The 14,965-nt window shown below is 47.7% G+C and carries 14 protein-coding genes; 7 read left to right on the top strand and 7 right to left on the bottom strand.

Annotated elements, in window-relative coordinates; genetic code table 11:
• Positions 1-4: 4 nt before the first annotated feature.
• The 3 genes from AWM72_RS00505 to AWM72_RS00495 are packed head-to-tail and all read right to left on the bottom strand — an operon-like array spanning position 5 to position 5,060.
• A complete protein-coding gene (locus tag AWM72_RS00505) occupies positions 5-1,174 on the bottom strand; it encodes a thiolase family protein (RefSeq protein WP_067971625.1) in 1,170 nt (389 codons plus the stop codon).
• A gap of 12 nt (positions 1,175-1,186) precedes the next feature.
• On the bottom strand, positions 1,187-3,430 hold the full coding sequence (locus AWM72_RS00500; protein ID WP_067971622.1) for a 3-hydroxyacyl-CoA dehydrogenase/enoyl-CoA hydratase family protein: 2,244 nt from the start codon (positions 3,428-3,430) through the stop codon (positions 1,187-1,189).
• Positions 3,420-5,060 carry a class I adenylate-forming enzyme family protein gene (locus AWM72_RS00495; protein ID WP_067971620.1) on the bottom strand — a complete coding sequence of 547 codons (1,641 nt, stop codon included), beginning with the start codon at positions 5,058-5,060 and terminating at the stop codon, positions 3,420-3,422. The genes AWM72_RS00500 and AWM72_RS00495 overlap by 11 nt, the downstream gene beginning before the upstream one ends.
• A 222-nt stretch (positions 5,061-5,282) precedes the next feature.
• Here AWM72_RS00495 and sufC point away from each other — a divergent pair, with 222 nt between their 5' ends.
• The 5 genes from sufC to sufB are packed head-to-tail and all read left to right on the top strand — an operon-like array spanning position 5,283 to position 10,459.
• On the top strand, positions 5,283-6,050 hold the full coding sequence (gene sufC / locus AWM72_RS00490; RefSeq protein WP_067971615.1) for a Fe-S cluster assembly ATPase SufC: 768 nt from the start codon (positions 5,283-5,285) through the stop codon (positions 6,048-6,050).
• 18 nt (positions 6,051-6,068) lie between these two features.
• On the top strand, positions 6,069-7,364 hold the full coding sequence (gene sufD / locus AWM72_RS00485) for a Fe-S cluster assembly protein SufD (protein WP_067971608.1): 1,296 nt from the start codon (positions 6,069-6,071) through the stop codon (positions 7,362-7,364).
• A complete protein-coding gene (locus tag AWM72_RS00480; RefSeq protein ID WP_067971605.1) occupies positions 7,357-8,586 on the top strand; it encodes an aminotransferase class V-fold PLP-dependent enzyme in 1,230 nt (409 codons plus the stop codon). Before sufD ends, AWM72_RS00480 begins: the two co-directional genes overlap by 8 nt.
• The gene (gene sufU, locus AWM72_RS09450; RefSeq protein WP_067971603.1) at positions 8,573-9,058 is read left to right on the top strand and encodes a Fe-S cluster assembly sulfur transfer protein SufU; all 486 of its coding nucleotides are present in this window, start codon (positions 8,573-8,575) and stop codon (positions 9,056-9,058) included. The genes AWM72_RS00480 and sufU overlap by 14 nt, the downstream gene beginning before the upstream one ends.
• Positions 9,059-10,459 (top strand): Fe-S cluster assembly protein SufB, encoded by a 1,401-nt coding sequence (gene sufB, locus AWM72_RS00470; RefSeq protein WP_067971600.1) that lies wholly within the window; start codon positions 9,059-9,061, stop codon positions 10,457-10,459.
• A gap of 468 nt (positions 10,460-10,927) precedes the next feature.
• Here the strand turns inward: sufB and AWM72_RS09605 are convergent, their stop codons facing one another.
• Positions 10,928-11,062, bottom strand: a complete 135-nt coding sequence (locus AWM72_RS09605) for a hypothetical protein (RefSeq protein ID WP_257721373.1) — start codon at positions 11,060-11,062, stop codon at positions 10,928-10,930.
• Positions 11,063-11,323: 261 nt separating this feature from the next.
• Complete coding sequence (locus AWM72_RS00460) at positions 11,324-11,896, bottom strand: DUF4352 domain-containing protein (RefSeq protein WP_067971596.1); 573 nt, start codon at positions 11,894-11,896, stop codon at positions 11,324-11,326.
• 498 nt (positions 11,897-12,394) lie between these two features.
• Between AWM72_RS00460 and fsa the strand changes: the two genes are divergently transcribed.
• The gene (fsa, locus tag AWM72_RS00455) at positions 12,395-13,042 is read left to right on the top strand and encodes a fructose-6-phosphate aldolase (RefSeq protein ID WP_067971595.1); all 648 of its coding nucleotides are present in this window, start codon (positions 12,395-12,397) and stop codon (positions 13,040-13,042) included.
• 741 nt (positions 13,043-13,783) lie between these two features.
• Here the strand turns inward: fsa and AWM72_RS00450 are convergent.
• Complete coding sequence (locus tag AWM72_RS00450) at positions 13,784-14,083, bottom strand: helix-turn-helix transcriptional regulator (protein WP_067971593.1); 300 nt, start codon at positions 14,081-14,083, stop codon at positions 13,784-13,786.
• 180 nt (positions 14,084-14,263) lie between these two features.
• Here AWM72_RS00450 and AWM72_RS00445 point away from each other — a divergent pair, with 180 nt between their 5' ends.
• Positions 14,264-14,464, top strand: a complete 201-nt coding sequence (locus tag AWM72_RS00445) for a helix-turn-helix domain-containing protein (RefSeq protein ID WP_067971590.1) — start codon at positions 14,264-14,266, stop codon at positions 14,462-14,464.
• A gap of 41 nt (positions 14,465-14,505) precedes the next feature.
• Here the strand turns inward: AWM72_RS00445 and AWM72_RS00440 are convergent, their stop codons facing one another.
• Positions 14,506-14,793, bottom strand: a complete 288-nt coding sequence (locus tag AWM72_RS00440; RefSeq protein WP_067971588.1) for a hypothetical protein — start codon at positions 14,791-14,793, stop codon at positions 14,506-14,508.
• Between the last annotated feature and the right edge of the window lie 172 nt (positions 14,794-14,965).

Raw genomic sequence — 14,965 nt, 5'->3', positions numbered from 1 at the left:
CTTCCTAATATAAAGATTCAAAGAGAGCTGCAGCCCCCATGCCCCCTCCGATGCACATGGAGACGAGGCCGTAGCGGGACTCAGACTGTCTCGCCATTTCGTTTAACAATTTACAGCTGAGGACGGCTCCTGTTGCGCCATTGGCATGCCCCAGGGCGATAGCCCCGCCATTGGGGTTGACCTTATCGATATCTAAATCGAGGGCCTTGATCACAGCCAGGGCTTGGGCTGCAAAGGCTTCGTTGAGTTCGATGAGGTCGACTTGGTCCATGCTAATCTCTTGGCGGTTGAGTAATTTTTGGATGGCTGGGACGGGTCCGATGCCCATGACAGCGGGGTCGACGCCAGCTACCTGGTAGCCCTTAAAGATAGCTAGGGGCTTGAGCTGGAGCTGGTCTAACATTGATTTGGAAACAAGGGCTAAAAAGCTGGCCCCATCGGAAATCTGGGAGGAGGAAGCAGCGGTAACGGTCCCTCCTCGTTTGAAAATCGGCTTGAGTCGGCTGACCTGGTCCAGATTGGTATCGGGACGGATGCCATCGTCAGCCTGGACAAGCTGAGTCTGATGGGCCTGGGCTGTGTGGGCTTTGACGGGAATAATTTCATCGTCAAACTTGCCAGCAGCCTGGGCACGGTGGGCCTTGTGGTGGCTGTCAACGGAAAATTGGTCTTGGGCCTCGCGACTAATCTGATAGTCCTCTGCAACACGTTCAGCTGTCAAGCCCATCCAATCGCTCAGATGGCAGTCTTGACTTTCTAGGGCATAGTTATTGTGGGCTTCTAGACTCGCGTAGGGGGTGGTGGATTGGAATTCTAGGCCACCCGCGATAATCAAGTCCGCCTGGCCGGCCTGGATCGCTTGGCTAGCATGGGCGATGGCCTGCAGAGAAGAGGCGCAGAAGCGGTTAATGGTTTCGGCGGGGACTTCAAAGGGGAGGCCCGCGCGTAGGCCAAGCTTACGGGCAATGTTTCCCCCTTGGCGGTTTTCTGGCATGGAGCAGCCAACGATCAGGTCATCGATCAGCTGGAGATCGAAGTGGGGACCTAATTTCTGGATCAGGCCCTGGAGCACTTGGGCAGCAATGTCCTCTGCCGGATCAAAGGCAAATTGACCAGTGGGCTTGCCTTTGACCACAGCTGACCGGGCAAAGGCGACAATATAAGCTTCAGACATAGTTTCCTCCTTCTAATTACGCAAGATGGTCTTGTGCTTGACAAAATGTTGGATACGGTCCTGGGTCTTTTGGCTAGTTAACAGCTGGGTAAAGACGGTCTTTTCGACTTCTAATAAGTCCTCGCGGGAGACTTGGATCTCCATGGCGAGCTCTCCACCAGCTAAGACCTGACCAATAGCATCGGCTAGGGACTTGTCATGGTCGCTAATAAAGAGACCTTGCCGCCAATTCTGGGTGGTCCCCATGACCAGGGCCATGAATTCCTTGCCCAAAACAGGATAAGATTGTGGAAATTGAGGGCGGAAGCTCTGGTAGCGGCCCTGGTAAGTGAGCCAGTCGATAGCGGCTTCGAGGAGGTAGTCTTCGTTGGGCACAACGACATCTTCCTTGGTGAGATAGCCTAGCTCTCGGGCTTCTTTAGCGTGAGCCGAAATCTTCCCATAGGCGACTGTTTCGAAACAAGCGAGCAGGCGGTTCTTGCGCTCCATCCGGGTCATATCTGCTGTATAAATGCGTTCCGCTAGCTCGACCAGGCCCCCTGCTCCAGGAATGAGGCCTAAGTTGGCTTCAGGCAGGCCCATCTTAACTTGGGGGCTGACAAAAATCCGGCTGGAGTGGAGGGCAAGTTCGGCTCCCCCACCCAGGCAGTAGCCCCGGCAGGCCACAGCGATCGGCTTCTGACTATATTTCATCCGCTGTATAATGCGATGGCCGAGATCAAAAGAAATCTGGCAATCTTCAACGACGCGGTCCTGGGCAATGCTGGCTTCAAAGGCCTTGACATCATAGCCTCGAGAAAAATGCTCCTGGGGACTGTAAATAACCAGACCAATAGCCGGTGAGTCTTCCAGGCGGTCCAGGGCTTGGTCCAAGCCCTTTAACAAATCTAAATTAATGACGCTGTTCTTGGCTTCAAGGCTAAAGACCAAAGTCTGATTGGGCCCCTGGTAGAGCCTATAATCCGCCCCCAGGTCGAGGATCAGGTCTTTGTCATAAGCTGCCAAGGACTGGTGGCGGGCCAGGCAGTGACTATCGGGATAGAAGGGGCCTTGGAAGTTTTCCAGCCAGTCAGGTAGCGTGTCCTGGCGCTTGGCTAGAAGGTCCTTCACCCGGTCAAAGCCGATCAAGTCCCAGATCTGGAAGGGGCCGTATGTCCATTGGTAGCCCCAAACCATAGCCCGGTCAATATCCCGGTAGTCCTGGCAGGCGATACCTACATTTTGAGCGGCAAAGGCGAGCAGGTTGACCAGGCTCTGGGCCATAAATTGGCCATAGGGATCTTCAACATCTAGGATAGCTTGGAAACGGTCCCTAGTGTCTAGCTGGTCTAAGTCATCCATAATGTCAAAGCGGGGGAAGCTGGTGGCTTCGTAGGCTTGCATTTGGAAGTTATAGTGGTAACGTTTGCCCTGGTCTTTTTTGTAGTAGCCTTGGCCGACCTTATCCCCATAGTAGCCGGCTTCTAGGAGAGGGCGATGGGCTGAGCGGGGAGGGAAGAAGTCCTGGCAGGTCGGATCCTCCTGGTAGTTGGCCAGGGCCTGTTCGAAAAGGTCCAAGCCTGTATAGTCGACCAGCCGGTAGGGGCCCATCTTGGTCCGGCCCAGGTACTTACCGGACAGGGCATCGGTCTGACTAGGCAGCCAGTCTTCAGTTTCTGCCCGGTACATGATGTCATAGTTGCTGTAGAAGGCGATCCGATTGGCGACAAAGCCTGTGACATCCTGGGCGATAATATATTTTTTGCCCACCCGGTCACTGAGCCATTGGCAGAGCTTCTGTAGCTTGTCTTTGGGAAAGTCGGAGTGGGGAACGATTTCCACCAGGGGATTGCTGGTCACCGGGGCGAAGAAATGGAGGCCGAGAAAGCGCTCTTGGACACTGGCGTCTAAGTCTGCCGAAAGGGCCTGGATGGACAGGCTGGAAGTATTGCTGGCTAAGATCACTTCAGGACCGATAAACTGGCTCAGGTCTGCCAATAAGGCTTTCTTTGCTCCTAGGTCTTCAATAATGGATTCGATCACTAGGCCGCTATCCTGTCCTTCTTGGCGGTAGTCTTGATAGCTAATGACGCTGAGAGCTCCATTGTCTTCCTTATGGTGGATTAATTTTTGGCAGGTGGTCTGGATCTGGGCCATGTCCTCCTCGCTCGCCTTGCCATACTTGACCAGACAGACTGCGAGGCCGGCATTGGCGAAGGAGGCAGCAATTTGCTTGCCCATAAAGCCGCTACCGATAATGGTAATTTTATTCTTCATTTTCTTTACTCCTTATCCAAGATTTGAGGGAGGCTTTTTTAACTTTACCCCCGATCGATTCGTCTAAGTGGGGCTTAAAATAAATGCGTTTGGGGCATTCAAAGCCAGCCAGCTGGTCGTGGCAAAAACCAATCAAGCGCTTCTCATCGGCTGGGCTGAGTGTGTCGGAAGCGACCACGGCCGTGACAGCTTCACCCCAATAAGAATCAGGCATTCCCACCACGGCGGCTTGTTTGATCTCAGGATGGCGGAGGAGGATAGTTTCTACACGAGCAGAGGAGACGTTCTCGCCGCCCGTCTTAATCACATCCTTCTTCCGGTCGACCATGATGGCTCGGTCAGCTGCTTCTAGCTTTAGCAGGTCACCGGAACAGAACCAGTCATCCTGGATAGCTTCTTCTGTAGCTTTGGGATTGCGATAGTAACCCGAAAAGGCTGCTGGAGACCGGTAGGCGACCTCGCCAGTCGTCGCTTGGTCTGGGCTGACCAGTTTTTGTTGGAGCCGGGCATCGGCCGTCCCAATCACATTCTCGCCTGGATGGTCGGCTAAGAGGGCTTCATTGCCTGCATGGTAGAGCCTAAAGCCGGCAAGAACTTCGGTCTGGGAGAAAGAATTGATGACTTGGACCTGGGGCGAGCAGTGGGCTTGGATCTTTTGATAAAGTTCAGTCTCTAAGTGAGAATAGGCGTAGAGCAGACAGCTAAGGCTCGTCAGGTCTAGGTCTTCTTGGTCAGCTGCCGCAAAGACTGCTTCCATGATATCAATCCGCCCCGTCCAGAGCGCCGTGGCCTGGCTCTGGGCCAGGACTTGGGCCATTTCTTGAGCGTGTTGCCGGCGTCCAAAAATTAAAGTGCCGCCATAGAGCATGGCGGAAATAGCCAGGGTGAGGTCGGCACAGTGGTAGATGAGGGGGAGGAAGGAGGCCACGCGGTAGTGGTGGATTTGGTCCACGCCTCGGCTCATGTGCATGCCGTAGATAGAGGCCGCATGGTAGCTGTAATGGTGGCTAATCATGACGCCCTTGGGCCAGGAGGTCGTTCCTGAAGTAAAGAGGATCTCCCAAATGTCATCGCCATGGAGGGGGTAGCGGTCCGGTTGCTGGCTGGGCTGGTCGGCTAAATAAGCGTTAAAGTCCTGGTAGGAAGCGGCGACTTGTCCACCGATTGGGATGGCGAGCTTAACTTGGAAGCTGCAGTCCGCTAGTAGCTTATCGAATTTATGGATAAATTCGGCATCGATGACGAGGACAGAGGGCTGGGTCAGGTCAATCACATAGGCCATGACATCCTCTGAGAAGTTGGGATTAGCGGGTACCGAGACCATGCCGGCTTTGGCCGTTCCAAACTTAGCAATCAGGGCCTCCGTCGAATTTTCACAGATAAAGAGAATACGACTGGCTCGTTTAAGGCCGAGCTGGTCGAGCCCCTGGGCAAATTGGTTAGCCTTGCGATTATAAGTCCCATAGTTCAACGCTCGGTGGTCGGGGAGACTATAGGCGCCCGGTCCAGCGACGAGGGCGGTGTCATCGGGACGGTTATGGCCGAGATTTTCTAAGAGGTCGCCAACAAGTGTCCGATTGAAGGGGCTATCGTTACGGCGGTTATATAGAGATTCAACATCAATAGGCATTACGCTTTTCCTTTCTATCAATCACTACTAGTCATTATAACTAAAAAATGGCGAAGTTAAAACGCTTTCCGCTGCGCGAATCGATCCCTTAAGGCTAGAATTAATTTAGAATGGTTCGAGTCAATGACGAGTCAGACAGTCTTCTGGTTCACATATTTGAAAAGTATTATCAAATAGACTAGAATAAGAAGAGACTAACGATTGTTTTATAAGGAGGGCATTATGTCGACATTAGAAATTAAAGACTTACATGTTTCAGTAGAAGAGAATGAAATTTTAAAAGGGGTTAACTTAACCATCAACACGGGGGAAGTCCATGCCATCATGGGGCCTAACGGGACAGGAAAATCTACCCTATCTGCAGCCATCATGGGCCACCCAGCCTTTGAAGTCACTTCAGGTGAAATCTTATTAGATGGCGAGAATATCCTGGAAATGGAAACCGACGAACGGGCCCTAGCTGGTTTATTCTTAGCTATGCAGTATCCTTCTGAAATTCCAGGGATTACTAATGCGGAATTTATGCGTGCAGCCATCAATGCCAGACGACCAGAAGACGATAAAATTTCCGTCATGGACTTTATCAAAAAGCTCGATGAGAAGATGGAAGTCTTAGAAATGCCTGAAGAAATGGCAGAACGTTACCTCAATGAAGGCTTCTCAGGAGGGGAAAAGAAACGCAATGAAATCCTACAGATGCTGATGATTGAACCGACCTTTGCTATCTTAGATGAGATTGATTCTGGATTAGATATTGATGCCTTACAGGTTGTTGCCAATGGGGTGAACTCCATGCGTGGTGATAAGTTTGGCTCTCTCATCATTACCCACTACCAACGTCTTTTAGACTATATCGTGCCTGACTATGTCCACGTGATGATGGACGGCCGGGTAGTCAAATCTGGTGATGCTGAGCTGGCTAAAAAACTAGAAGCGGAAGGCTACAAGGGCCTTGCACAAGAGCTTAACATCGAATTGGATGAAGACTAGCTGATAAGGGAGGATTCTATGTCAGAACAAATGAGCCAGAAAGACTGGCAAGCCATACAAGCCTTCTCCCAAGCTAAAAAGGAACCTGCATTTTTACTTGCCTTGAGAGAGAAAGCTTTTCAAAATATTGATCACTTAGACTTACCTGATACCCCTAAGATGGATGTCAAACGCTGGCCTCTTTATGGAGCCAAGATCCAGGGGGAAGGGACCACAGACTTTGAATTGGATGAGCGCTACCAACACCATGGCCAAGAAGCCCTCATGAACCAATTCGGCGACCAGACCCTGAGCTTGGACTTGAGCCAGAACTTGAAGGACCAAGGGGTTATCTTGATGGATATCTTCGAAGCCATGCAAGCCTATCCAGACTTCTTCAAGGACTATTATATGACCAAGGCCGCTAAACCAGGCGACAACAAGATTACCGCTTACCATACGGCCTATATGAATAGTGGGGTCTTCCTCTATGTTCCTGAAAATGTGCAGGTTGAAGAACCGATTGTGGTTAACGCCTTCCAAGATGCCAGCCAAGACTTGGCTTATAACCACCATGTCTTGATTGTGGCAGAAGCCCATGCCAAGTTCAGCTTTGTGGAACGCTTCCAAACGCATGGCGACCAAGCCAATTCGGCTAATATCTTGACCGAAATCATTGCGGCTGACCATGCGGAAGTCCACTATGCTGCCTTGGACGAACTCGGCGAAAATACGACGGGCTTTATCACACGCCGCGGTCACTGTGGCCCTGAAGCGCGGATTGATTGGGCCGTCGGTATGCTTAACGATGGTAATGTGGTCGCTGACTACAATGCTGAATTGATCGGAGATGGCTCGGTCAGCTATGTGAATGTGGTCGGCATCTCGGATGGCAAGCAAACGCAAGGGGTCAACTCCCGAGTTTCTAACTATGGCCGCCATAGCGTCGGTCATATCTACCAAAAAGGGGTCATCCTCGACCGCTCACGCTTGGCCTTTAATGGGATTGGCCACATCTACCGCGGGGCAGTCGGCGCTGACGCCCAACAAGAAGAACGGATCCTGATGTTCTCTGACCGGGCGCGGGGCGATGTCAACCCTATCTTATTGATCGACGAAAATGATGTGACGGCAGGCCACGCCGCTTCCATGGGCCGGGTCGACCAGGAAGAACTCTACTATCTGATGAGCCGGGGGATTTCCGGCAAAGAAGCCCAACGCTTAGTAATTCGTGGCTTCTTAGGTAGTGTGATTGTAGCGATTCCTTTACAAGAAATGCGTGAAGAATTAATTGAAATTATAGATAAGAAGTTGATGGCTATTGACAATGACTAATATTTATCAGGATTTCCCCATTCTCAATCAACGAGTGAATGATGAAGACCTGGTCTACTTGGATAATGCAGCAACCACTCAGAAACCTCAGGCAGTGATTGATGCCCTAGAAGCTTATTATCTCCACGACAATGCCAATATCCACCGCGGGGTCCATACCCTAGCCAACCGGGCAACCGAGGCCTATGAAAGGACTCGCGACAAGGTGCAGGCCTTTATCAATGCCGCTCAAAGAGAAGAAATTATCTTCACCAAGGGCACGACTCAGGGACTCAACTGGATTGCCCGCAGCTTTGCGGACAAGGTGCTTGAAGCGGGCGATGAAATTTTAATCTCGCCTATTGAGCACCATTCCAACCTTATCCCTTGGCAAGAGGCGGCTAAGCGTAACCAGGCTAAGTTGCGCTATCTGGAGATGAACCAGGAGGGGGTCTGGACAGCCGAAGATCTGAAGGAAGCGATAAGCGACCGGACCAAGATCCTGGCTATCTCCCATGTCTCCAATGTGCTCGGGTCTGCCCAAGATATCCAAGCCCTGGCTCAAGTAATCCATGATAACCAGGGCTATATCGTAGTGGACGGGGCCCAGGGAGCGGCCCACTTACCCGTTGATGTCCAGGCCCTGGACTGCGACTTCTATTGCTTCAGTGCCCACAAAGTCTACGGACCGACCGGGGTTGGCGTCCTCTATGGCAAGCGCGAGCTTCTCGAAGACATGGAACCCTTGGAATACGGGGGCGAGATGATTACCCTGGTTCAACGCGAGTCAAGTACCTGGGCAGAGCTCCCTTACAAATTCGAAGGCGGAACGCAAAATATAGCCGGTGTGGTTGCCTTTTCGGCGGCTCTCGATTGGATTGAGAGCGTCGGTGGGATGGCGGCCATTGCTGACCACGAAAAAGAACTCACCCGCTATGCTATGGCCGCCCTAGCTGATTATGAGGCGGTGGCTATATACGGCTCTGCTGATCCGGACCACCACCATGGCGTGATTAGCTTCAACCTGGCAGGGGTCCACCCCCATGATCTGGCAACTGGTCTTGACCAACTGGGCGTTGCTGTCCGGGCCGGCCACCACTGCGCCCAGGTATTGATGCGGGAACTCTGTCAAGGGGCAACTGCCCGGGCGAGTTTCGCTTACTATAACACGAAAGCTGATGTTGACCGCTTAGTCAGCGCCTTAAAAGAAGTGGAGGAATTTTTCACCGATGGCTTTATCTAAAATGGAAAATCTATACCGCGCCGTCATCGTGGACCACTACCAAAACCCCCACCACCATGGGGCTTTGGATCAGGCCACTCAGACCATTGAAATGCTCAATCCAACTTGCGGTGACGTCATCTTCCTAGACTTGAAGATCGAAGATGACAAGATCACTGACCTCGCCTTCCATGGCCAAGGTTGTGCTATCTCTACGGCAAGTACTAGTATGATGACGGACTTAATTAAGGGCAAGACTGTGGAAGAAGCCCTTAGCTTAGCTCAGAATTTTAATGAAATGATTACCTTGCCTGAATTGGATGAGGACACTGACTACCATGACCAACTCGGCGAAGCTTCCCTCCTATCTGGAGTCCGCAAGTTTCCGGCCCGGGTCAAGTGTGCCACTTTAGGTTGGCAGGCCCTCCAAGAAGGTATTCATAGTGACGAAGAAACAGTTGAAGAAGATGTAGAAGAGGGGGAAGACGAATAAATGAGTGAACTTCCAGTAATTGATGATTATAAATATGGTTTTCACGACGATGTGGATTCCAAAGTTGAAATTGGGATTGATACCGGCCTAACCGAGGAAGTCATCCGTGAAATATCCGCCCAAAAAGAAGAACCTGAGTGGATGTTAGACTTCCGACTCAAAAGCCTTAAACGCTTTCAAAACAGTCACATTCCGGACTGGAACCCAGATATCTCCGACTTAAACTTAAATGACATTACCCTGTATAAGAAGAAGTCAGATACGAACTCCAGAACCTGGGATGATGTCCCTGAAAAGATTAAAGAAACCTTTGAACGGATTGGTATTCCTCAAGCTGAACGGGATAGCCTAGCCGGGGTCGTGGCCCAGTATGAATCTGAAGCCGTTTACCACAACACCAAGGCGATTTATGAAGACCAAGGGGTTATTTTCACCGATACCGATACGGCCTTGAAAGAATATCCTGAACTCTTCAAAAAATATTTCGCCACTTTAGTGCCCCCATCGGATAACTTCCAAGCGGCGCTCAACTCCAGTGTCTGGTCAGGGGGGACCTTTATCTATGTGCCTAAGGGCGTTAAGGTTGACATCCCACTCCAAACTTACTTCCGGATGAACGACGAAAGTATGGGGCAGTTCGAACGGACCTTAATTATTGTTGACGAAGGGGCCTCTGTGGAATACATCGAAGGTTGTACCGCCCCAACTTATTCGGCCAACAGCCTGCACGCCGCTATTGTTGAGATTTTCGTTGAAGAAGGCGGTTACTGCCGCTATTCCACCATCCAAAACTGGTCGGACAATGTTTACAACCTGGTTACCAAACGGTCCAAGGTTGGTAAAAATGCGACCATGGAATGGGTAGACGGCAACCTTGGCGCCAAGCTTACCCAAAAATACCCATCTTGCTACTTGGATGGCGAAGGAGCCCGGGGAACCATGTTGTCTGTCGCCTTTGCGAATTCAGGCCAGCACCAACATACTGGGGCCAAGATGATCCACAATGCCCCTCATACCTCATCTTCCATTATCTCCAAGTCGATCGCCAAGGGGTCAGGAATCACCGACTACCTAGGGGATGTTAAATTTGGTAAAAATTCTAAGGGTTCTAAGTCCCACATTGAATGCGATACTATCCTGATCGACAAGGACTCCAAGTCAGATACTATTCCGATGAATGAGATCCATAACTCCCAAGTTGACCTGGAACACGAGGCCAAGGTCTCCAAAATTTCAGAAGAACAGCTCTACTATCTCATGAGCCGGGGCCTTACCGAAGCCCAAGCGACTGAGATGATCATCATGGGCTTTGTAGAACCCTTCTCCAAGGAACTTCCATTGGAATATGCGGTTGAATTGAACCGGCTGATTTCCTATGAAATGGAAGGGTCTGTCGGCTAGAACTTGATAGGATGCTGATGGACAGGCCTTTCTTAGCTCTGTCCTCGCTAATCTCTTCAAATCTTGCCCCTTAGATTGTCCCAAGAAAAAATCTGTGCGGCAATTTTTATAAAATAGCTAGAGATGTCCAGTGTTGTCGTGGTGGTCCATCCATCAGACGACCCTGGACTTTTTTTATTTAGCTGGGAATTTATAGGGTGCCTGTAAATACAAAAAAGCACACTTTTCTGGTGTGCTGGAACTGGAGATTTAGTCTTTGGATAGCTGAGGGGAAGTTGAACTTTTTATTCACACTTGGCTCGAGATAATTTTCGTCATTTAATACCAATCACTTTAATGATTGGAACTGCTTACTTATCCTTTAAGCGAATAAATACATCCTGATGTTGTTTAATTTGCTTTTTTATTAATTTTACTTGTCTCTCTTGAATTTTTTTCGTTTTTTACTTCAGACATTCTTCTGCCTCCTTAAGCTTCGCTCTGTAATTTCTTAGCATAGGCAGTCAGTTTAATAGCGTTATCTAAAGACATTTTCCCGATTGGAGTCACTTTATTGGCGTAGTTGGACAGCGTATTCTGACTAATGCCTAGCTCTTTAGACATACGGTACCTGCTTTCAGTAGTGATGAGCTCATAAAGTTGTTCTTTGGATAGAATATCCATTGCCTATCGTCTCCTTTTGCTACAATAAAGAGAAAGAAAATAAATTTTCTCATTTGCTGCAGAATGATTGCTACTACTCCTACTTATATTAACATAGTCAATCTAAAGGAAGCTAGTAATGAAAAGCTATAAGCTATATTGAATGTTTGTTGTTTATTAAAAAATACCCACTTCCAATCATATAAGGAAGTGGGTTTGTATTTATTCGCTCAATTTCCAGATAGCTTTATCCTTCGTGCTGAACATCGGCTGCCATTCTAGTTCGATATCTTGGCCATCTACACCATAGTAAACGGAACTGTCTACAGTTCGTCCAGCTGATACAGACCCAAAACCAATGTCTCCATCTATGCCTCCTAGAGGGTAGGTATTCGCTTTTTTACCATCAACATAGAGTTGGGTATCGATACCAAATGCGTAATCCTCGTCCTGACCATTTTCAAGAGTATAATTAATTTTGATGACGCGTTCAGGATTAGATTCTGCAAATTGATTTCGTTCATCTGTAAATTCAACACTATTAACAGTGAATTTAATATTATCAATTTCTGCGCTATCACCAACTGCTAATGATTTTTTCCCCTCTTTAACTGATTGATTTTGAGAGGTCTGATTGTCTCCTGAATCTGCAATATCTAAATTATTTTCTCCATTGCTAAAAATAGCCCCAAGAATAATAAGAACAATAATGACTATTATACCTATACCAATCCATTTAAGACAGCCACCGCGTTTCACTTCATTTCCATTTTCATCGTAATATTTTTTTGCCATAAAATACTCCTTTAACTTAACTTTTCTTTATATCTCGCAACATCTCAAGAACCCCAAAAATCACTCCTTATCGAATAGCAACCGTCTCCTTTACTGCTAAATATAGATTCAGCTAATCATTGTTCATATAGAAAAAATTAATACTTTCTACATAAGCAAAATTATACGGAATAACTGTTGATATGTAAAGAAATCTTGTAAAAATAGAGGCAAACTCAGTTTTAAAATATTGGAGTAAAGGTTTAAGCAAAAGCAAGAAGCTAAAGATATATCAATTCTTGTATATTTATTGCTCAATCACTATCTTATTATTTTCTCATTCTACCTAGCAAGCTTGCGACTATGCTCAGCTTTTATAGGAAGACACTTGAAATCCCTGCCAACATTTATATTTCAATTGCCTAAAACTTTTTAACTGGGATATGGCTTGTTAGGTCTTGGCAGGGTGTGGTAGAATGAGGATATAAAATTAGAAAATGATTATAAGGGGGAGATCAGGTGAAATTTTTCCTAGATACAGCCAATGTGGATGAAATTAAACGCATCGCTGCTTTGGGCTTGGTGGATGGGGTAACAACTAATCCCAGCATCATCGCGCGTGAGGGACGGCCTTTTGAGGAAGTGATTAAGGAAATTTGTTCCGTTGTCGATGGGCCTGTTAGCGCGGAAGTGGTGAGTTTAGATACAGAAGGTATGGTCAAAGAGGCACGTGAATTGGCTAAGTGGGCAGATAATGTAGTCGTTAAAATCCCCATGACCGAAGCTGGCCTGGCTGCCGTCCACCAATTGGCAGGAGAAGGCATCAAGACCAATGTAACCCTGGTCTTTACCCTCAGCCAAGCGGTCATGGCTGCCAAGGCTGGAGCTAGCTATGTGAGTCCTTTTGTCGGTCGTTTAGAAGATATAGGGACAGACGCTTATGCCCTGATTTCTGATATTCGAGACATGCTGGACTTCTATGGCTATGATACGGAAATTATTGCCGCCAGCATCCGGACCCTGCCTCACTTTGAAGAAGTCGTTCGACGCGGCGCTCACATCGCTACCATCCCAGGCAAATTATTCCCTAAATTATGGAAACATCCCCTAACCGACTCCGGAATCGAAGGCTTCCTCAAAGACTGGGAAAACTTCTCTAATAAATAAGGGTGAGAGGGCTGGCGGTTAACTTTCGTTCACTGAAGCAAGTCACCAGAGCAGTCTGTAAGACTGCGGCGGAGACTTGTGAAGTGACACGAAAGTTGCCAGCCCGAACCCGACTAAATAAGGGTGTGAGCAGTTGCGATCAGACTTGAATGACTGGAGCCCAAACGGAAAAGAGCGGCTTTAGCCGATCGTTCCGATTGGGTGAAGTCACTGCAAGTCTGCAACTGCGAACCCGACTACACAGGGTGTGAAGGCTAGCGGGAGAAATAGACCTCTTCACCAAAAGCCAGAGAAGTCTAAAAGACTTCGGCGGCTTTTGATGAAGAGGAGCTATTTCTGCTAGCCTGAACCCGACTAGACAAGGGTGTGAGAGCGCACGGGTAGAAGTGGACCTCTGGAGCAAAAGACTAGAGAAGGCTGGAAGCCTTCGAAAGACTTTTGTGAAGAGAAGCCACTTCTGTGCGCTCGAACCCGACTACAGGGTGTGAGGGAGCGCGGGTAGCTTCCTTTCACTGAAGCAAGTCACCAGAGCAGTCTGCAAGACTGCGGCGGAGACTTGTGAACTGACAAGGAAGCTGCGCGACCGAACCCGACTATAGGGTGTGAGACTTGTCGGTTAGGCTTGGATGATTAGAGCAAGTTAGCAGGCCATCCTGGAAGTCTTATTGCGCCCCTAATAAAATTGAACACAATAAAAGAGAATCTACACGTCACTAGTTGCTAGTGGGTAGATTCTCTTTTTTATTCCTTTAAGTCTTGGGCATAGTGAAGCAGCTGAGCTTGTTTATCGGTATCTAGGGATTCATAAATTTCTATGAGTTGGTCGCTAGGACTCTGGTATTTTTCTCGTAAATCTTCTTTCAAGAGCTCGTCAATGCCGACATGGTATATGGCGGCTAATTCTTCGACCAGGGATGGGGTATACTTACCATTTTCCCAGTCCGAAATTGTTGAATTTGTTTTACGGTTGAGCTTTTTGGCGATATCCTTTTGGTAGTAATTATTTTTTTCGCGCAAAAATTTTAAATTTTCTGCTAACACAGGCAACCCTCCTTAGTATTTATATTAATCATAGCACGTTCATATGAATAATGAAACTAAATTCATGAAATTTATTTCGTTTCTACTTATTAGAATTATAATTCGATATTTTAGAATTTTAGGCATATAAATTTGACTTACATATACCCTAACTATATAATTCATATGAGGAGGCTTGCTATGAAAAGAAAATATTTAGGAGATTGGCGCAAGAGTAGGGGAATGACCCAGGAACAATTGGCTCAGGCTGTGCATATTACGACCAGGACCATTGCCAATTATGAGAAAGACCCCAATAATCTCTACCATGCCTCTTATGCTAATGTATTAAAAATAGCAGAGGTTTTAAATATTCATCCGGACCAATTAGAAATCAAATAAAAAAGCAGCAAAGTTTAGTGGGAGACTTTGCTGCTTTTTGCTTAATTAAAATTGGGCAGGATGGCTTCATAGACGTCTGAATTTTCCTTTAATTTGAGGGAATAATTGGTTCGGTAGAGTGAGCCTTCTTGGTTCTGCTCCATGTACATAACGAAATCGCGGGTCTCGTTAATCGGATAGATGGTTAACAATTTAGTGAAGACATCATCCTGGTCAATAATGACATTGCGAATTAAATAATCCTCAGTAAAGGAATAATCAAATTGGAAATATTGGCCGGGCTGGACCCGGTACTCGTATTCTAAGAAAGTGATCAGTTCTTTGGACATGTAAATTTCCTCCTAGCTCTACAGTGACTTTCCTTTATTAATTGTACCTATAAATGTATGCGTTTACAAGTATTTGTAAATAAATTCACAGGTTGAAGTGGATAATATTTTTATCATAGGCACTAGTTACTAGCTAGCAAAAGTGAGTAAAACTGCTTTTTAGTAAACTTTA

This window comes from Aerococcus sanguinicola, assembly GCF_001543145.1.
GTDB classification, from domain to species: Bacteria; Bacillota; Bacilli; order Lactobacillales; family Aerococcaceae; genus Aerococcus; species Aerococcus sanguinicola.
This window is presented reverse-complemented; position numbering and strand designations above follow the sequence as displayed.